19 protein-coding genes are annotated in these 16,979 nt (G+C 57.9%); 11 read left to right on the top strand and 8 right to left on the bottom strand.

Features of this window, described 5'->3' with window-relative positions:
* Positions 1-15 precede the first annotated feature (15 nt).
* The 4 genes from ACSBLW_RS14985 to ilvD all read right to left on the bottom strand — a co-directional run bounded on the left by ACSBLW_RS14985 (position 16) and on the right by ilvD (position 3,622).
* Complete coding sequence (locus ACSBLW_RS14985) at positions 16-390, bottom strand: hypothetical protein (RefSeq protein WP_435257406.1); 375 nt, start codon at positions 388-390, stop codon at positions 16-18.
* Between the two features lie 7 nt (positions 391-397).
* Complete coding sequence (locus ACSBLW_RS14980) at positions 398-1,171, bottom strand: DUF6478 family protein (RefSeq protein ID WP_435257405.1); 774 nt, start codon at positions 1,169-1,171, stop codon at positions 398-400.
* Between the two features lie 137 nt (positions 1,172-1,308).
* Positions 1,309-1,908: a hypothetical protein gene (locus ACSBLW_RS14975; protein ID WP_435257404.1), complete on the bottom strand. Its 600-nt coding sequence runs from the start codon at positions 1,906-1,908 to the stop codon at positions 1,309-1,311.
* Positions 1,889-3,622 (bottom strand): dihydroxy-acid dehydratase, encoded by a 1,734-nt coding sequence (ilvD, locus tag ACSBLW_RS14970; protein ID WP_435257403.1) that lies wholly within the window; start codon positions 3,620-3,622, stop codon positions 1,889-1,891. The genes ACSBLW_RS14975 and ilvD overlap by 20 nt, the downstream gene beginning before the upstream one ends.
* A 457-nt stretch (positions 3,623-4,079) precedes the next feature.
* Here ilvD and ACSBLW_RS14965 point away from each other — a divergent pair, with 457 nt between their 5' ends.
* The 7 genes from ACSBLW_RS14965 (at position 4,080) to ACSBLW_RS14935 (ending at position 9,724) form a co-directional block, all read left to right on the top strand.
* Positions 4,080-4,607 carry a DUF805 domain-containing protein gene (locus ACSBLW_RS14965; protein ID WP_435257402.1) on the top strand — a complete coding sequence of 176 codons (528 nt, stop codon included), beginning with the start codon at positions 4,080-4,082 and terminating at the stop codon, positions 4,605-4,607.
* 26 nt (positions 4,608-4,633) lie between these two features.
* Positions 4,634-5,176 carry a hypothetical protein gene (locus tag ACSBLW_RS14960; protein ID WP_435257401.1) on the top strand — a complete coding sequence of 181 codons (543 nt, stop codon included), beginning with the start codon at positions 4,634-4,636 and terminating at the stop codon, positions 5,174-5,176.
* 2 nt (positions 5,177-5,178) lie between these two features.
* The gene (locus ACSBLW_RS14955) at positions 5,179-5,688 is read left to right on the top strand and encodes a hypothetical protein (protein WP_435257400.1); all 510 of its coding nucleotides are present in this window, start codon (positions 5,179-5,181) and stop codon (positions 5,686-5,688) included.
* 103 nt (positions 5,689-5,791) lie between these two features.
* On the top strand, positions 5,792-6,532 hold the full coding sequence (locus ACSBLW_RS14950) for a heparan-alpha-glucosaminide N-acetyltransferase (RefSeq protein ID WP_435257399.1): 741 nt from the start codon (positions 5,792-5,794) through the stop codon (positions 6,530-6,532).
* Positions 6,529-7,386: a peptidoglycan DD-metalloendopeptidase family protein gene (locus tag ACSBLW_RS14945; protein WP_435257398.1), complete on the top strand. Its 858-nt coding sequence runs from the start codon at positions 6,529-6,531 to the stop codon at positions 7,384-7,386. The genes ACSBLW_RS14950 and ACSBLW_RS14945 overlap by 4 nt, the downstream gene beginning before the upstream one ends.
* Before the next feature lie 128 nt (positions 7,387-7,514).
* Positions 7,515-8,450 carry an acetyl-CoA carboxylase, carboxyltransferase subunit beta gene (accD, locus tag ACSBLW_RS14940; protein ID WP_435257397.1) on the top strand — a complete coding sequence of 312 codons (936 nt, stop codon included), beginning with the start codon at positions 7,515-7,517 and terminating at the stop codon, positions 8,448-8,450.
* Positions 8,451-8,485: 35 nt separating this feature from the next.
* Entirely contained in the window at positions 8,486-9,724 is a 1,239-nt protein-coding gene (locus tag ACSBLW_RS14935) for a bifunctional folylpolyglutamate synthase/dihydrofolate synthase (RefSeq protein WP_435257396.1), read from the top strand.
* Here the strand turns inward: ACSBLW_RS14935 and ACSBLW_RS14930 are convergent.
* Positions 9,721-10,341 (bottom strand): TetR/AcrR family transcriptional regulator, encoded by a 621-nt coding sequence (locus ACSBLW_RS14930; protein WP_435257395.1) that lies wholly within the window; start codon positions 10,339-10,341, stop codon positions 9,721-9,723. The genes ACSBLW_RS14935 and ACSBLW_RS14930 overlap by 4 nt on opposite strands.
* A gap of 56 nt (positions 10,342-10,397) precedes the next feature.
* Positions 10,398-10,574 (bottom strand): hypothetical protein, encoded by a 177-nt coding sequence (locus ACSBLW_RS14925; protein ID WP_435257394.1) that lies wholly within the window; start codon positions 10,572-10,574, stop codon positions 10,398-10,400.
* Positions 10,575-10,733: 159 nt separating this feature from the next.
* Here ACSBLW_RS14925 and mbfA point away from each other — a divergent pair, with 159 nt between their 5' ends.
* The gene (gene mbfA, locus ACSBLW_RS14920; protein WP_435257393.1) at positions 10,734-11,711 is read left to right on the top strand and encodes an iron exporter MbfA; all 978 of its coding nucleotides are present in this window, start codon (positions 10,734-10,736) and stop codon (positions 11,709-11,711) included.
* Position 11,712: 1 nt separating this feature from the next.
* On the top strand, positions 11,713-12,405 hold the full coding sequence (locus ACSBLW_RS14915) for a nitroreductase family protein (protein ID WP_435257392.1): 693 nt from the start codon (positions 11,713-11,715) through the stop codon (positions 12,403-12,405).
* 8 nt (positions 12,406-12,413) lie between these two features.
* On the opposite strand, the gene ACSBLW_RS14910 is transcribed toward ACSBLW_RS14915, so the two are convergent.
* The gene (locus ACSBLW_RS14910; protein ID WP_435257391.1) at positions 12,414-13,316 is read right to left on the bottom strand and encodes a rhodanese-related sulfurtransferase; all 903 of its coding nucleotides are present in this window, start codon (positions 13,314-13,316) and stop codon (positions 12,414-12,416) included.
* Positions 13,317-13,415: 99 nt separating this feature from the next.
* Between ACSBLW_RS14910 and pncA the strand changes: the two genes are divergently transcribed.
* A complete protein-coding gene (gene pncA, locus ACSBLW_RS14905) occupies positions 13,416-14,024 on the top strand; it encodes a bifunctional nicotinamidase/pyrazinamidase (protein ID WP_435257390.1) in 609 nt (202 codons plus the stop codon).
* A gap of 124 nt (positions 14,025-14,148) precedes the next feature.
* Positions 14,149-15,441: a nicotinate phosphoribosyltransferase gene (gene pncB / locus ACSBLW_RS14900; RefSeq protein WP_435257389.1), complete on the top strand. Its 1,293-nt coding sequence runs from the start codon at positions 14,149-14,151 to the stop codon at positions 15,439-15,441.
* Here pncB and ACSBLW_RS14895 read toward each other — a convergent pair.
* Positions 15,438-16,916, bottom strand: coding sequence for an inorganic phosphate transporter (locus tag ACSBLW_RS14895; RefSeq protein WP_435257388.1), 1,479 nt, complete (start codon positions 16,914-16,916; stop codon positions 15,438-15,440). The genes pncB and ACSBLW_RS14895 overlap by 4 nt on opposite strands.
* Between the last annotated feature and the right edge of the window lie 63 nt (positions 16,917-16,979).

Genomic DNA, 16,979 nt, shown 5'->3' with positions numbered 1-16,979 from the left:
CCCGCGCTTGGTTCTTCAATTCATGGTTTCAAGGCAATGGCGGCGGAAGGCGCGCTTTAGCATGTCCAGCTCTTGGCGCAGCAAATCCACCTCGGCGCGCATGTCATCTTCCATCGCAACGCCGGTAATCACCGTGAAATGCGCCAAGGTTTCGGTCGTTCCCTTTTCCCGCATCAGAAACGTTTGAACGCCCTCGCTCAACGCCTCTGCCGGAATAGGGACGCGCACGCCCCATTCGCCTTCGCGGCCCGCGACAGCTTCAACCTGCACCCCGGCCAAGGGTTGTTCCAGCAACAAGACTTCCAGATCCGGCTTGGTTTCCGACCCTGCGAAAACCCCCTCCCAGACACCGCCGCGGATTCGCGTCTTGGTCAGCTTGCGTTCCAGCATTTCCGCCTCACAGTTCCGCCCGCGGGCGACGGCTCAGCGTCACATCGCGCAGGATAATCTGGTTCATTTCCGGCCCTTCGAAAATCAGGTCGACCCACAACCGCTCCACCCGTTTTTCGTTCACCTTGGTATAGGCCAAGTCAAACTCGACCATCACCTCTTCGTCGCCCAGCGGCAGTTCCCGCACGATCTGTTCCACGTTCGGCCCGTGCTTGATGTTCAGTCGGGCAAAAATCTCCAGCGGCTTCTCCATCTCGACAATCACATCCAGCCGGATCAAATGCCGCAATTTCAGCCCCTCTGCGGCAGCCGGCGGCAGGTCCAAGACTAGGCTCAGGAAAGAGCCATCGAAACGGAACACGTCCATCCGAAAGCCAAAGGGCGCAAGATCGGCCTCCCGCGTGTTCCGGATTTGCCGAACGGTCAATTCGCTGCGACGGCAATCGTGAAACACCGTCGCTCCGTCACAAATCGCGGCACGCCCGGGCACCGACGAAAAGCCGGGAACAGGAATAGGCCCTTTCCAAAGGTCAGGGCGCCAAGACCAATCGGTGCCAAGCGGTTTGCGCATCGCATTCGACCCGATGACCGGCAAGGCCAAACGGTGTTCGGCCTCATGGATCACCCGGTCCAGATGCCGCCGCACGGATCGCGCCCGCCCACGAAGGCCGCGCAATTCATCCAGATCCATCTGAATTGCCCGCTCAGCCAGCATGGCCCAACGCCGCTGCATCCGCTTTTGCGCGAGTAGTTCGAACCTGTCCTTCAGCCAGCGAGCCATTCTATCTTCCGAAAAACACACCCGGGATTTTACGCCAGGACGCGTGCGATTGTTCACGGCCCGGAAACGATTCCTTTATTGCCGCAAAAGAGTTAAGACGCTACCCCAAAGCTGCATCCTGACCGAAATCCAACAGCTTAGGGACGGTTCGCGTTCTGCAAGGCGCGTGCCGTTTGCTGAACCAGTTCGTGACTTTCATCAGGCGAAAGCGAAGGGCCTGTCGCCGTTACAGATACCAGATAGCCCGCAACCGGCAGCATACCGCGCCAGTATCGACCTTGCTCGCGATCATCGACCTGCACCAGAAAGACACCCTTCTCCATACGCGCAGCCCGAATATCTATGTCCCCTGCCCGATTGTTCCGGCTCAGCGAAGCCCGCCCCGCGTCAGAAAGAAGAAAGGCGGCAAGGGCGGCACCGTCGCTTTGCAAAACACCGGCGCTGCCCTTGGCACCCACAGAAACCGTCACCACTGCGGGCGGCGCCTTACTGGATGCAGAGCATCGGCCCAAAAGCACGATGGCGGTTTCTTCGGTTTCACGCAGGCTCGATTTGTCGGGGCAATAGTGACGGGGGCCAGCAACCCGGACATCCCCGCCATAAATTGAAAGCACCTCGTTTGCTGGCAACAAAGACAGCACCGGCAGGCCATTTCCCTGCTGGCACCCCGCCAACCCCGCGCAGACAAGGATCGGAAACGCCGCGCGCCTTGCGGCCTTATTGATCCATGTAGACATGGCGCTCCGCCTTGGCCCCGGGATGCGTCACCGCCCCCCAACGAGCCCCACCCACCATGCGGGCGAATTTCCAGATCGCGCCAGATTCATACTGCGTTGGCCGAGGACCAGCCCAAGCGGCCTTCCGCGCCGCAAGGTCTTCATCCGACAAAGCCACGCTCAGACTGCCCGACACCGCGTCAATCGTGATCATGTCGCCATCTTTCAACAGCGCAATCGGCCCGCCATGCGCCGCTTCTGGTCCCACATGGCCCACGCAGAAACCGCGGGTCGCACCGCTGAACCGACCATCGGTGATCAGGGCCACCTTCTTGCCCATACCCTGCCCCGACAGCGCCGCCGTCGTCGCCAGCATTTCGCGCATCCCCGGCCCGCCCGCGGGGCCTTCATTGCGAATGACAATGACTTCGCCCTCTTTATAGGCGCGGGTCTTCACCGCTTCGAAAGCCTCTTCCTCGCTTTCGAACACACGGGCCGGGCCGGTAAAGACCTGCTCGGCCTCGCTCATCCCTGCCACTTTCACAATCGCCCCATCGGGCGCCAGATTGCCCTTCAGGCCAACCACACCGCCAGTCTTGGTGATCGGCGTCGCAATCGGGTGAATCACGCGCCCATCGGCTTCACCACGGATCTGCTCCAGTGCCTCACCCAGCGTCTCGCCACTGGCGGTCAGGCAGTCCAGATGCAAAAGGCCAGCCTTGGCCAGTTCCTTCATCACGACAGGAACGCCGCCCACTTCGTACAGATCTTTGGCAACATATTTCCCGCCCGGACGCAAATCGACGAAATAGGGCGTGTCGCGCATGATATCGGCCACATCGAACAGGTCGAAATCAATGCCAGCCTCATTCGCAATCGCAGGCAAATGCAGCGCGCCGTTCGTGCTGCCGCCGGTACAGGCCACAACCCGCGCCGCGTTCTCAAGGGCTTTGCGCGTTACGATATCCCGGGCGCGAATGTTCTTCTCGATCAGCCGCATCACGGCTTCGCCACTCGCCTCGCCATACTGGTCGCGGCTTTCATAGGGCGCAGGTGCACCCGACGAGTTCAGCAGCGCCAGACCAATCGCCTCAGACACGCAGGCCATCGTGTTCGCGGTATACTGCGCCCCACATGCGCCCGAGGACGGGCAGGCCACACGCTCCAGCACCGCCAGTTCCGCATCGCTGAAGCTGCCGGACTGATGGCTTCCCACCGCTTCGAACACATCCTGAATGGTGACATCCCGTCCCTCATACCGGCCCGGAAGGATCGACCCTCCATAGATGAAGACCGACGGCACGTTCAGACGCACCATCGCCATCATCATTCCTGGCAAGCTCTTGTCGCACCCGGCCAAACCGACAAGCGCGTCATAGCAATGCCCCCGCATCGTCAGTTCCACCGTATCGGCAATCGCATCGCGGCTGGCCAACGAGGCCCGCATCCCCTCATGCCCCATCGCGATTCCGTCCGTCACGGTGATGGTGGTAAATTCGCGCGGCGTGCCACCGCCCTTTTTCACCCCATGCTTCGCCACTTGCGCCTGACGGTTCAGGCTGATGTTGCAGGGCGCGGCCTCATTCCAGCAGGTCGCAACGCCCACCAAGGGTTTGTGGATTTCCTCTTCACTCAGCCCCATCGCATACAGAAAACTGCGATGCGGCGCCCGTGCCGGACCCTCGGTCACATGGCGGCTGGGCAACTTCGATTTATCAAAGCGCTGATTGGACATAGGCGAACCCTCCCTGATCCTTTTCTTCTGGATAAGGGGAGAGAACAGTCCGGGCAAGCATGTGCTCGGTCATAGACAGATTTAACGTCTAATCTTCAGACGAAGAATGGGGTCTCTTTAATCAAACAACCTCAGCAAGGCCGTTTCCGGCGCTCCGGGGCGTCCAAAGACAAGATTCAAGGTGAGGCAGGCGAGAACAAAGGATCCAAGGACCACCCAGGCACCTGATGCAAGTTTTCTGATGGGAAAGCGTTTCATAAAGCAAACCAGGAATGATTAAATTCCGACCATCTTCATCATGAACAGGACGGTAACATGGCCCGTTCATGTCGCTTTTCGGGCGATCTCGGGCGGCATTCGGTCCAAACGGCTGGCGACAAAGTTTTTGCCAAAGTCTTGGCGGGTGATAAGCTTGCCCTCATTAGCCCAGCTCATTTTCTGCAATCACGAGAGACATATGCAAGCACGCGATGCGATTGGTTCTGCTTACACCAAATGGAAAACCTTCGACGGAAGGGCAAGCAGATCAGAATATTGGTGGTTCGTTCTTTTCGTCTTTCTCGGCAGCCTGCTTGCCGGATTGGTCGATCAGATCCTTTTCGGTTCGCAAGGTGGCGCAGATCGCACCGAACCCATCGGCGCCCTGTTCAGCTTGGTCATCCTTCTACCCGCGCTTGCCGTTTTGGTCCGTCGCCTGCACGACATCGGCAAAAGCGGTTGGTTTGCAGCCCTTCCCGCGGCCTTGGGCCTTTTATACGCAGTTTCCGGGGTCATGGCGGGCCTAGGGGCGGGCATCATGCAAAACCACGGCATGGGCGGTGGGATCGGTTCAGGCATGGCCATTCCCGCCACCTTCTTGGTCCTCGGGGCAACCGGAGCGCTGATTGCGTCAATCCTTTCGCTCATCGTGCTCATCTTGATGCTCATTTGGCTGACCCGCCCCGGAGATGACGGCCCCAACCAATACGGACCCAAGCCTGATTGATTTCCTTTTAAAGAATTGGCGGCAAGATGAGACGACTTATATTTTCCGCAACGCTGGCGGCAGTCATGGCCTTGCCAGCATCTGTCGCCCTTGCGAATGGCGCGTCTGAGGCCACGAGGTTCTGCCAAGGCGCCGCGCTGAACGAACTTGAACGCCGAGGCCATTACGCCGAGACGCGCTTTAACAAATCAAGCGTCAAGAAGATCGCCAATCACTCGTTTTCGGTAACAGGTGCAGGGCGCAGCGGGCAGGACAAATTCAGTTTCTCCTGCCGCTACAACACGTCCAGCGGTCGAACAGATCACGTCAACGTCAAGGTCTCGGCGGGGCGCAAGGCTTCGGCAGGCGACGTGGCAGGGGCCATCATTGGCGCGGCCATTGCCGGGGCCATCATCGACTCGGTGAACCGTAAGAATGGCGGCAATTCCTACGACAACAGCTACACCTCTCCCGGCCGCATTGATTACCCGGAACCGGGCGTCGAATGCTATGCCGCGCAAAGCGCCTGCTATCGCAACGGCAATTTCGACCCGCGCTATACCCGCCAATACTACGCCGACGGAGAATGAACATGAAACAAGTACTTATCCGTTCTTTCCTCGTCGCGGCTGGACTTGCCATATCGTCGCCCTTGCTTGCCCAAGACAGCCAAGCCCCCGCTGCCGACGCTGCTGCGCCGGAATCGCAGGTCGATGCGGCTTCGATCCGCGCCCATGACATTGCTTTGGGGCGCCTTTCCCAAGAGCTTTCGCATGAAATGATGGCTGGCCTGCAACTCTCGGCTTGGGCAACGGCGGCGGCTGGTCTCTGCGCCGATCTCACCCTCGATGAAGGTGCGCTTTACGCCGATATCGTCAAAGCGGCCCATGACGACCTGCCAGACGGCACCCCCGAAGAAATGCAGCGCCATCGCGATTTCTCGTTGATTGCCTTTGGTGTGCTGACTGGCATGAAACTGGAAGATGCCGCCGCGAATGAGGCAGCCTTCTGCGCCGAAGCCGTGGAAATCGCGATTGAAGCAGGCGACGATTTCTATGTGCAGCAAATCGGTACTGCGGTCCAACTGCCAGAAGGCAACTGAACAGTTCAGCCTCCAAATCAGACAAGGCCCGGTCCACGCACCGGGCCTTTTGTTTGGATAAATCCTCAGATAGCCTGACGGCGAAACATCAGTTGGATTTGGCATGGGGCAAGCAAGACCGATCGGCAGGCGCATTTTCGCATTGGATCATGCCCGTAGCCTCGCGCTTCTTTGCATGGCTGTCTTCCACTTCACGTTTGATCTCATGCTTTTCGGCCATACCGCACCGGGGCTCGTCTTTAGCGGCTTTTGGCCGTGGTTTGCCCGAGGTATCGCCTCCAGCTTTCTGATCCTTGTCGGCGTATCGCTCTGGCTTGCGCATCGTGATCGCATTCACTGGCGCCCCTTCATGCGCCGTTTCGTGATGGTCTCCTTTGCGGCTCTGCTGATCACGGTCGCAACCTATTACGCCATGGGGGCCCAGTTCATTCGCTGGGGCATCCTTCACATGATCGCGGCGGGCAGCCTCATCGGCCTTGCCTTTCTGCGCCTGCCCGTTCTCGCGGTTCTGGTCGCCGCCGTCGCCGCCTTCGCCGCACCGCATTACCCGAAAACCGACCTCTTCAATCATGCCTCGCTGCTCTGGTTGGGTCTTTCCACGCAAATTCCGCAGATGATGGATTACGAGCCGATCCTGCCTTGGCTCAGCCCGATCCTCTTTGGCATCGCTTTCGCCCGGCTCGCAGATACGGCTGGGCTTTGGGCCAGCCTTGCCCGCTGGCAACCGGGGCCGATCGGCCGCGCCTTGGCTTGGCCGGGGCGACACAGCCTTGCGATCTACCTGATCCACCAACCCGTGCTGTTCGGCGCGGTTTGGGCCTATACACTTTGGATGAACCAATGATTGCCGACCAACCCGATCTTTACGCAGCCCTTCGTCAATCCGGCATCCCGGCCGAAGATCTGCCCCGACTGCTGTCGGACGCGCCCGCCCCTGTCGCGCAGCGACTTGCCCCCATCGACAAAGGCCTGCTGCGGGCCGTCTTGCGTGCGGGTCTGGGGCAAGAGGCGGTTCGCGGTGCGGCAGCCGTGGTGGACTATCTCAAACAGTCCTCGCCCGCAGCCTTGTTCTCCCCAGCACTCGACAATGCACCAAACACCGCCCTGCCCACGCGCGGCGAACGGCCCGACATGCCTGCCTTTTCAGACCGGGCCTTCGATGCATGGTTCGCGACCAACGGCGCGACCTATGGGCTGGGGCTTTATGGTGAAAACCGCTCCGTCTATGCCACGCCGCAATTCGCAGACACGGCCAGCCCGGAACGCCGGACGATCCATCTGGGGATTGATGTCTTTGCCCCGGCTGGAACGCCTGTCTATGCCCCCTATGACGGTAAAGTGCATGTCCTGACCTATAACGCAGATCCGCTTGATTACGGCCATACCCTGATTCTGGAACATCGGACCAAAGACGCTCCGTTCTTTACCCTCTACGGCCATCTCGGCGGCAGCCTGGCCCGTCTGTTGTCGCATGGGGCGCAGGTGACGGCGGGGCAGCACATCGCTGACCTTGGGGATTGGCACGAAAATGGCGGATGGGCGCCCCATCTGCATTTCCAGATCATCACCGACATGCTGGAACAAACCGGCGGCAACTTCTTCGGCGTCGGTCAGGCCAGCCTTTGGGACATCTGGCAACAAATCAGCCCCGACCCCAACCTGATCCTCCGCCTGCCAGCAAAGGCCTATCAGGTCTGACGGCAAATTTCCTGCGGCAGCTTTTTGTCTGCACAGGGGGTGTACAAAGGGTGACACCCATCGGATTGCAATTCGCCCCCTGTTTCTCTATCTCAAGGCAATCGTCGGAACCCGAAAGGCTCACCCGCATGAACTGGATTTCGAACTACGTTCGCCCCAAGATCAACTCGCTGTTTTCGCGCCGCGAGGTGCCCGAGAACCTTTGGACGAAATGCTCCGAATGCGGAACAATGCTCTTCCATCGCGAACTCGCGGGGAACCTGAACGTCTGCACGAACTGCGATCACCACATGGCCATCTCGCCGCGTGATCGGTTTAAGTCTTTGTTTGACGGTGGTATTTTCAACGAAGTGAAGGTGCCGGAACCCGTATCGGACCCGTTGCATTTCCGTGATCAGAAGAAATATCCCGAACGCCTGAAGGCCGCCCAGAAATCAACGGGCGAGAAGGAAGCGATGCTGGTCGCCGAGGGCGAAATGGGCCGCACTCCGGTTGTGATGGCCGCGCAGGACTTTGCCTTCATGGGTGGTTCGATGTCGATGTATGTCGGCAATGCCATCATCGCCGCAGCCGAACGCGCCGTAAAACTGAAACGCCCCCTCATCCTCTTCTCCGCCGCCGGCGGCGCCCGTATGCAGGAAGGTATTCTGGGGCTGATGCAGATGCCCAGAACAACCGTTGCAGTTCAAATGCTTAAGGACGCTCGCCTGCCCTACCTGGTGGTTCTGACGCATCCGACTACCGGTGGCGTGACGGCCTCTTACGCCATGCTGGGCGATGTTCAGATCGCAGAACCAAATGCCCTGATCGGCTTTGCTGGTGCCCGCGTGATCGAACAAACCATCCGCGAAAAACTTCCCGAAGGTTTCCAGCGCGCCGAGTATCTGCTGGATCACGGCATGTTGGACCGCGTCACGCATCGCAAGCAAATGCGTGACGAGTTGATCACCATCATTCGGATGCTGACAGGTATGCCCCCCGCCGTGAAAGGCGATCTTCCCCCGCCCGCAGACCTTGGCGCTGCAGCGGAAACGGGCGCTGATCAAAAGCCGACGGCAGGTTAATCTTGTCGCAATCTTCTGACGCGATCCTAGAGCGCATGATGACCTTGCACCCCAAGGTCATTGATTTGACGTTGGACCGGGTACACCGCCTGCTTGCCGCACTTGGCAATCCTGAGAAAAGCCTGCCGCCCGTCATTCACATTGCGGGTACAAACGGCAAAGGCAGCACTCAGGCGATGATCCGCGCGGGGCTTGAGGCCAGCGGAAAGACAGTACACGCCTACACCTCGCCGCATCTGGCGCGGTTTCACGAACGGATTCGGCTTGCTGGCGAGTTGATCAGCGAACCGGCACTAACGGCACTTTTGGACGAATGTGTTCAGGCAAACGGTCCGGATGAGATCACATTCTTTGAAATCACGACCTGCGCCGCGCTGCTGGCTTTCGCACGGACTGCCGCAGACTACACCCTGTTGGAAGTGGGACTTGGCGGCCGACTTGACGCAACAAATGTTGTTGAAAATCCGGCACTTACCATAATTACGCCCGTCAGCATGGATCACGAGGCCTTTCTGGGCGACACCTTGGCCAAAATTGCGGGCGAAAAGGCTGGCATCATAAAACGCGGTGTGCCTGTCATCGTCGGACCTCAATCCGAAGAAGGCTTGGCCGTCATCGAAGACCGCGCGGCAAGGCTCGGCGCTCCGGTCTTTGCCTATGGGCAGCACTGGACGGTTTGGGAAGAGCGTAACCTTCTGGTTTACCAAGACGAAAATGGCCTTCTTGATCTTCCCCCACCCGTTCTGCCGGGTCTGCATCAGTTCCAGAATGCGGGAATGGCCATCGCAGCTCTTCGTCTGCTTGGATCTGGCGAACGATCCTGCGAGGCAGCAGTAACGAAGGCCGTTTGGCCCGCCCGGATGCAACGTCTTAAACACGGCCCGCTTGTCGAAGCGGCGCCTTCTGTCGAACTCTGGCTGGACGGCGGACACAATCCCGCTGGCGGCGAGGCGGTCGCCGCGACTTTGGCCCGGATGCCATCGCGAGAGACCAATCTGATCTGCGGCATGTTGAATACAAAAGACGTGCGCGGCTACATGGCGCCTTTGGCAGGACAAGTCAGCAAATTGCACGCTGTCTCGATCCCCGGAGAAAAGAACACGCTTCCGGCAGAGGCAACCCGAGACGCAGCGCAAGCCGTTGGAATTTCAGCGGAAACAGCAGATAGCGTTGCGGCGGCCTTGGTGCAGATCGTCGCCTCCAACCCTCAGGCCCGCGTCTTGATCTGCGGGTCGCTTTATCTTGCTGGCGCGATTTTGCGGGAAAACGGCTAAGCGCCGTAGCGGGCCATGAACATCGAAATCGCGCCGTCGATCACCCTCTTACGGTCGACGGCAGAGCAACAGTCCGCCATTCCAAATATCATTCGTTCGTGAAGGTCAGCCTTGCAAAGCTGCAAGAATTGCTCGGCCGCCAAGGGGATGTCCGTGATCTGCAGCGCCCCACGTCGAACAGCTTTTTCTAGGTACTCTGCAACGCGGTTCCGGATCAGTTCGGGACCGGAGTGATAGAATTCGTGGCCCAAGCCGGGAAAGCGGTCGCTCTCGGCCACGCAAATTCGAAAAACGCGCTGACCGAAATCTGACAGAACAAATTCCATGATCCGTTCAGCGGCAAGTCGCAGAACCTGTTCGACGGGTGCGCTGTCGTTGATAAGCTCTTCTGCCTCATCAGCCTGGCGGCGGCATTCGGCTTTTGCGACTTCCATGAACAAAAGGCGCTTGTCGGGGAAATAGCTGTAAAGCGTTGCCTTGCTGACTCCGGCTTCTCGGGCGATGTCATCAACCGAAGCGCCCTCGAAACCATCGCGAAGAAAGATCGTTCGGGCACCTTCGAGCACCTGATCGAACTTTCGTCCTTTCCGAATTTCCTGTTGTGCCGTCGCGCCCATGTCACTCCCTTTGGGGCACCATAGGTCAGGTCTAGGGGCGACGGCAAGCGGACAGGTTATTGGCACGCAGGCGCTTCGACCGCAGTCTTTGGATCTAATTCACAGCCTTTGGTTGATCCTGTGACCGTTTCATCGGTCGGCCAGTCAAGCCGAGGCAAATCAATGCTGCCAAAACCGGCAAAGGCCGGAGCCGCAGCGAGGGAAAGTGTCAGGGCCAAAACGATCTTGCGCATTTCATTCTCCAAACTGAACCGTTTCGTTCATATATTTCTGAACCGATTCGTTTAGTTTCACAAGCCAAAAATAAACCGATCAGTTCAGTTTTGGCAAAATTCGAAGGCTTGCAACATTCTGGAGGAAGCTTATGTTAGAATCATTCTAAAAGGTGGCCCATGCTTTCAGCTTTAACCAACCGGCGCAGGTTTTCTGATCTTTCCGAGCAAGAGGTCTTGGCCTTGGCAATATCCTCGGAGGAGGATGACGCCCGAATTTACCGGAGTTATGCCGAACGGCTTCGGGGAGATTTTCCAGCTTCGGCCGCTGTCTTTGATGGCATGGCTGTAGAAGAAGACGGTCATCGGCAAAAGTTGATCGACCTTCACCAACGGCGCTTTGGCTCGGTGATCCCGCTGATCAGACGCGAGCACGTGGCAGGGTTCTATGCCCGCAGACCGATCTGGCTGGTTGAGAACCTCCCCCTGGAAACGATCCGCGCCGAGGCGGAGGCAATGGAGCATCAGGCCGAAGCTTTCTATTTGAAGGCCGCTCAGGCGACTTCGGATGCTGATACGCGGAAACTCTTGGGTGACCTAGCGGCAGCTGAGGCGGGCCACAAGCGCAAAGCCGATGATCTGGTTTCGACACATGTCGACGAAAGCGCCGAGAAAGAAGAAGGCCGGGCAGCAAAGCGACAATTCATCCTGACTTGGGTTCAACCCGGTTTGGCCGGCCTAATGGATGGATCGGTGTCAACCTTGGCGCCTATCTTTGCCACGGCCTTTGCCACGCAGGACACTTGGACCACCTTCTTGGTCGGGAGCGCCGCGAGTGTCGGCGCCGGCATTTCCATGGGCTTTACCGAGGCCGCCCATGATGATGGCGTTCTTTCCGGGCGCGGCAGCCCCTGGAAGCGCGGGCTGGCAAGCGGGGTGATGACGACTGTTGGTGGCATGGGCCATGCCTTGCCATATCTGATCCCAGAATTCTGGACAGCCACGACGCTGGCCATGATCATTGTTTTCGTCGAGCTTTGGGCAATCGCCTGGATCCAGAACCGTTATATGGAAACGCCTTTTCTTCGCGCAGCGTTGCAAGTCGTTCTTGGCGGTGCTTTGGTCTTTGCAGCAGGAGCATTGATCGGAGGCGGCTGAGATGTATCGCAAGGGTGAGGTCAAGTATGAAGCACTTCCTCTTCCTGATCGCGTACAACTTCCGGCGGAGGAAAGCCTGAAAGCGGCTTGCGCGTTTCGTGACTACATGAGGAAACGACACTCGGTTAGACAATTTTCAAGTGAAGGCGTTGCGGAAGAAGTCATTTCCGCCTGCATTGCGGCGGCGGGAACGGCTCCCTCCGGGGCCAATCACCAACCTTGGCATTTCGCCGCAATTGCTGATCCAGCGATGAAAGCGCGCATCCGTGAGGCGGCCGAAATCGAGGAAGCGGAGTTTTATGCGGGTGGCGCAGGAGATGAATGGCTTGCGGCGCTGGAGCCCATTGGCACAGGGGTCAGCAAGCCGCATTTGACAGATGCACCCTGGTTGACCGTGGTCTTTGCTCAGCGGTTCGGCGTTACCGAAGACGGCGAGCGTTATAAGAATTACTACGTTCCAGAAAGCGTCGGGATCGCCACAGGGATCTTGATCACAGCTTTGCACCATGCGGGTCTGGTCTGCTTGGAACACACGCCCAACCCGATGAAGTTCTTACCCGAACTTTGTAGACGGCCCGCTCAGGAAAAGGCCGTGATGATCCTTCCTGTTGGCTATCCGGCAGAAGGGGCAACGGTCCCGGCCGTTGCCAAACGCAAGAAGCCGCTGGATCAGATCATGACCGCATTTCGCTGAGTCTCGGCTTACGCGCCAAGATGCGTTTCACCGCGCGCGGCAGCCAAGTCCATCTGTTTTTGCCGTTCACGGAAACGGGCTCTGTCTTCGGCGCTGTAGTCATTGACGCAGGCTGGACAGCATACGCCCTTTTCATAGTCCGGATGGGCACGGTCCTTGGGCGTGACAGCGCGACGGCAGGCACCGCAGCTTTCATTGTCGCCCGGTTTCAGCCCATGACCAACCGACACGCGGCCATCAAAAACAAAGCACTCCCCCTTCCAGAGGCTCTGATCTTCGGGAACTTCTTCAAGGTATTTCAGGATGCCGCCCTTTAAGTGGAAGACATCATCAATTCCCTGAGACAAAAGAAAGTTCGTCGACTTTTCGCAACGGATTCCGCCGGTGCAGAACATGGCGATACGCTTGTTGTGAAACCGATGCTTGTTTTCTTCCCACCACGCAGGAAATTCCCGGAAAGACTTTGTTAGGGGGTCAACGGCCCCGGCAAATGTGCCAATTGCGACTTCATAATCATTTCGGGTATCAATAATCGCAACGTCCGGGGCACTGATCAGGGCGTTCCAGTCTTTTGCTTCGACGTAATGTCCAACTCGCGCCTTTGGATCCACGTGCGGAACACCCATCGTCACGATCTCGCGTTTCAGCTTTACCTTCATCCGACCGAATGGCGGCTCTTCGGCATAGCTTTCCTTCCACTCCAAGTCAGCGCATCCCGGCAAACCGCGAATATAGGCCAGCACGGCGTCAATACCCGCACGGCTGCCGGCAATCGTTCCGTTTATCCCCTCCTTGGCCAAGAGCAACGAACCCTTGATCGAATTCGCATTGCAAACTTCAAGCAGAGGCAGCTTCAAGGACGCAGGGTCCGTGAAGCGGGTGAAATGATAGAGGGCACAGACGATTTGCATATTCTGCCTTTGCACCGAGAACGTACTGAATTCAAGCGCATCGCTTGACGCAGGAGGGACAAGCCGCTTACGCAGTTAGAAAAGAAAAGGAAGCGCATGATGCGGCACCAAAGCGAAGCCTTGATCGTGATCGACGTCCAGAATGATTTCTGCCCCGGAGGAGCGTTGGCGGTCGCTGGTGGCGATGAGATCATTCCCCGGATCAACGCATTGATGGCTGATTTCGCCACCATTGTCCTGACACAGGATTGGCACCCTTCAGAACATGCGTCTTTTGCGGCCAACCACCCCGGAGCCGAACCGTTCAGCTTGACGACGATGCCCTACGGACCACAGGTGCTTTGGCCAGTCCACTGCGTTCAAGGCAACCACGGCGCGGAGTTTCACAAAGAACTGCAGACCGATGCTGCCCAGTTGATCATCCGCAAGGGGTTCAGAAAGCAGATCGACAGCTATTCCGCTTTCTTTGAAAACGACCACGCGACATCGACAGGGCTTGAGGGCTATTTGCGGTCACGCGGCGTGACTTCTGTCACCTTTGTCGGATTGGCGACAGATTACTGCGTGGCCTACTCTGCATTGGACGCCGCAAGACTTGGATTTGACGCAACTGTCCTTTTGGGTGCATGCCGCGGCATTGATCTTAATAACTCGCTGGCCGAAGCGAAGGATCAAATGCTGGCAGCGGGTGTAAACCTACTGGATTGACAAGGGGCAGAAAGCCTATTGCCCTGCTTTGATGGTGAAATATTCGGACAATCCCCCGAGACTCGCTGCCCCTTGCGCAAGGCTGGTGGTTTAGGGCACGAAAGGGCGTCCGGGGGAGTCCGAAATGGTCGACATCGCTACACGAGTGCACAATCACAAATGGAAGATTGATCCGATCGTCCGTTCCTTGATCGACACGGACTTTTATAAGCTGCTGATGTGCCAGTCGATCTTCCGCAATAAGCCGGAAACGTCGGTCACCTTCAGCCTGATCAACCGATCAAAGCATGTCCGGCTTGCTGACCTGATCGATGAAGGAGAACTGCGCGAACAGCTGGACCACATCCGAAGCCTGCGTCTTTCCCGCGGCGAAAGCACTTGGCTGCGCGGCAACACCTTCTACGGCAAACGCCAGATGTTCCGTTCGGATTTCATGGAGTGGTTCGAGAAGTTACAGCTTCCGCCCTACCATCTGGAAAAGCACAACGGCCAATACGAACTGACCTTTGAAGGCAAATGGCCAGAGGTCATGTTGTGGGAGATTCCCGCCCTTTCGGTGCTGATGGAATTGCGGTCACGCGCGGTCCTGAAAGAGATGGGCCGTTTTGAGATACAGGTTCTTTATGCCAGAGCCATGACCAAGCTTTGGGAAAAGGTCGAACGCCTTCGCCAGATCGACGGTTTGAAACTTGCCGATTTCGGAACGCGCCGTCGCCATTCCTTCCTCTGGCAGGATTGGGCTGTTCAGGCACTGCTGGAAGGCCTTGAGGGAAAATTCATCGGAACGTCGAACTGCCTGATCGCGATGCGTCGGGAAGTGGAGGCGATTGGAACCAACGCACACGAACTGCCCATGGTCTATTCGGCGCTTGCCGAAACGGACGAAGCCCTTGCCCAAGCCCCTTACCAAGTTCTTGCAGATTGGCATGAAGAGCATGACGGCAACCTGCGTATCATCTTACCTGACACTTACGGGACAGCAGGGTTTCTAAGCCGGGCACCAGATTGGCTCGCCAGTTGGACTGGCATAAGGATTGACTCGGGCGACCCTGCCACGGGGGCAGAGACGGCGATCAAATGGTGGAAAGACCGCGGCGAAGACCCAACCAAAAAGCTTGTGATCTTTTCTGACGGGTTGGACGTTGAAAAGATTGAAGAGCTTCATCGGCAATTCGTCGGCCGGGTAAAGGTTTCCTTCGGTTGGGGCACCATGTTGACCAACGATTTCCGTGGTCTTGCGCCAAACGATGGACTCGCGCCGTTCAGTCTCGTCTGCAAAGCAGTCAGTGCCGACGGTCGCCCGACAGTCAAGCTCTCGGACAACCCCAACAAGGCAATGGGCCCCGCGGACGAAATTGAACGCTATAAACGTGTGTTCGGCGTCGGCCAGCAAGACGCTATGGACGTTGTCGTTTAGGCAATCGCGCGCAGAAACAGGAAGACGATTGCAGCCAGCAGCGCGGTCAGCGGAACCGTAATAACCCAGGCCGCCGCGATCGTAAGGAAGTGTGAACGGCGAACAAGCTTGCGGCGGCGGCGCTCGTCAGGTGCAACGGCTTTGCCTTTCTCTAGCCCCAGCCTGCGCGTGCGGCGCTCGGCGTGCCATTCGCGATAGAACCCGACCCCAAACACGCCACCGACTGCGATATGTGTCGAACTGACAGGAAGCCCAAGCCAAGAGGCGACGATGACCGTAATCGCAGCCGACAAGGCAACACAGTAGGCACGCATCGGATTAAGCTTGGTGATCTCAGACCCAACCATACGGATCAGCTTCGGCCCAAATAGCACCAAGCCAAATGAGATCCCTGCGGCCCCAATCACCATGACCCAAAGTGGGATCGAGACCTTCGCTTCGGTCGCATTATCCTGCACAGCGTGAACGATAGCTGCCAAGGGACCAACCGCATTCGCAACATCGTTTGCCCCATGCGCAAACGACAGCAGCGCCGCAGATACAACCAGTGGCAAACCGAACAATTTCTTCAAAGACTTCTTGCGGTTTTCCAGCCCGGCGGACTGACGAACGATCAGAGGACGAGATACAAGGATTGTCAGCCCACCCAAGACCAGCCCGATCAAAAGGGCTTGGCCAAGACTAACGTCGACGATTTTCTTCAACCCCTTGACAGCAAGGTACGACGCAAACGCACCAGCCATCAGGCCAATCAAGACAGGAACCCACCGGCGGGCGGCTTCAATCTTATTTGGAACATCGTTGATAAATGCCTTGATGAAGGCCAGGAAAAGAGCAGCGATCAATCCGCCAAGCACTGGTGAAATCACCCAGCTTGCTGCGATCTGGCCCATTTTGGGCCAAGCCACCGCCGAGAAACCGGCAGCCGCAATCCCGGCCCCCATGACGCCGCCCACGATGGAGTGGGTCGTTGATACCGGCGCACCTAGCCAAGTGGCGAGGTTCAGCCAAAGTGAGGCAGCAATCAAGGCCGCCATCATTGCCCAAACAAAGATGGCAGGGTCGTCAACAGCTTCCGGAGCGACAATCCCGCCGGAAATCGTAGACACAACATCGCCACCCGCGATAAGCGCTCCAAGCGTCTCGAATACTGCCGCAATAACCAAGGCACCGCCCATCGTAAGCGCATTCGCGCCGACCGCTGGCCCCATATTGTTTGCGACGTCGTTCGCGCCGATATTCAGCGCCATGTAAGCCCCGAAGGCTGCCGCTACGACGATGATCATCGTCGAACTGGACCCCCCGGCAAAAAGCACAGCTGCCGCCGCACAGATCAGAACGAAGACGACACTGACGGAAATCGCAATTTTTGGCCGGTTTACATAGGTCAGAGCCTGCTCAAGCTGCACAATGCGCCCAAGATCCTTGTCGAGTGTCTTCCACTGGTTCTTGGGAGCTCCGGTTTGATCAGTCATGTCGCGCGCCTGTCACAGAGGTGTCATTTCCGAGTTACATGCGCTGACTATCTGTTCACAATC

This window comes from Thioclava sp. FR2, assembly GCF_051200875.1.
Taxonomy (GTDB): Bacteria; Pseudomonadota; Alphaproteobacteria; order Rhodobacterales; family Rhodobacteraceae; genus Pseudotabrizicola.
Note: the sequence above shows the minus strand (reverse complement) of the source record. Positions and strands in the feature narration are given on the sequence as shown.

What these genes read in the sequence shown, in the direction of transcription:
- ACSBLW_RS14935 (WP_435257396.1), top strand. Translation starts at nt 8,486, where the DNA reads ATGATGACCTTGCACCCCAAGGTCATTGATTTGACGTTGGACCGGGTA.
- ACSBLW_RS14965 (WP_435257402.1), top strand. Translation starts at nt 4,080, where the DNA reads ATGCAAGCACGCGATGCGATTGGTTCTGCTTACACCAAATGGAAAACC.
- pncA (WP_435257390.1), top strand. Translation starts at nt 13,416, where the DNA reads ATGCGGCACCAAAGCGAAGCCTTGATCGTGATCGACGTCCAGAATGAT.
- ACSBLW_RS14945 (WP_435257398.1), top strand. Translation starts at nt 6,529, where the DNA reads ATGATTGCCGACCAACCCGATCTTTACGCAGCCCTTCGTCAATCCGGC.
- ACSBLW_RS14950 (WP_435257399.1), top strand. Translation starts at nt 5,792, where the DNA reads ATGGGGCAAGCAAGACCGATCGGCAGGCGCATTTTCGCATTGGATCAT.
- ACSBLW_RS14955 (WP_435257400.1), top strand. Translation starts at nt 5,179, where the DNA reads ATGAAACAAGTACTTATCCGTTCTTTCCTCGTCGCGGCTGGACTTGCC.
- ACSBLW_RS14985 (WP_435257406.1), bottom strand. Translation starts at nt 390, where the DNA reads ATGCTGGAACGCAAGCTGACCAAGACGCGAATCCGCGGCGGTGTCTGG.
- ilvD (WP_435257403.1), bottom strand. Translation starts at nt 3,622, where the DNA reads ATGTCCAATCAGCGCTTTGATAAATCGAAGTTGCCCAGCCGCCATGTG.
- pncB (WP_435257389.1), top strand. Translation starts at nt 14,149, where the DNA reads ATGGTCGACATCGCTACACGAGTGCACAATCACAAATGGAAGATTGAT.
- ACSBLW_RS14910 (WP_435257391.1), bottom strand. Translation starts at nt 13,316, where the DNA reads ATGCAAATCGTCTGTGCCCTCTATCATTTCACCCGCTTCACGGACCCT.
- ACSBLW_RS14895 (WP_435257388.1), bottom strand. Translation starts at nt 16,916, where the DNA reads ATGACTGATCAAACCGGAGCTCCCAAGAACCAGTGGAAGACACTCGAC.
- ACSBLW_RS14960 (WP_435257401.1), top strand. Translation starts at nt 4,634, where the DNA reads ATGAGACGACTTATATTTTCCGCAACGCTGGCGGCAGTCATGGCCTTG.
- accD (WP_435257397.1), top strand. Translation starts at nt 7,515, where the DNA reads ATGAACTGGATTTCGAACTACGTTCGCCCCAAGATCAACTCGCTGTTT.
- ACSBLW_RS14975 (WP_435257404.1), bottom strand. Translation starts at nt 1,908, where the DNA reads ATGTCTACATGGATCAATAAGGCCGCAAGGCGCGCGGCGTTTCCGATC.
- mbfA (WP_435257393.1), top strand. Translation starts at nt 10,734, where the DNA reads ATGCTTTCAGCTTTAACCAACCGGCGCAGGTTTTCTGATCTTTCCGAG.
- ACSBLW_RS14915 (WP_435257392.1), top strand. Translation starts at nt 11,713, where the DNA reads ATGTATCGCAAGGGTGAGGTCAAGTATGAAGCACTTCCTCTTCCTGAT.
- ACSBLW_RS14925 (WP_435257394.1), bottom strand. Translation starts at nt 10,574, where the DNA reads ATGCGCAAGATCGTTTTGGCCCTGACACTTTCCCTCGCTGCGGCTCCG.
- ACSBLW_RS14980 (WP_435257405.1), bottom strand. Translation starts at nt 1,171, where the DNA reads ATGGCTCGCTGGCTGAAGGACAGGTTCGAACTACTCGCGCAAAAGCGG.
- ACSBLW_RS14930 (WP_435257395.1), bottom strand. Translation starts at nt 10,341, where the DNA reads ATGGGCGCGACGGCACAACAGGAAATTCGGAAAGGACGAAAGTTCGAT.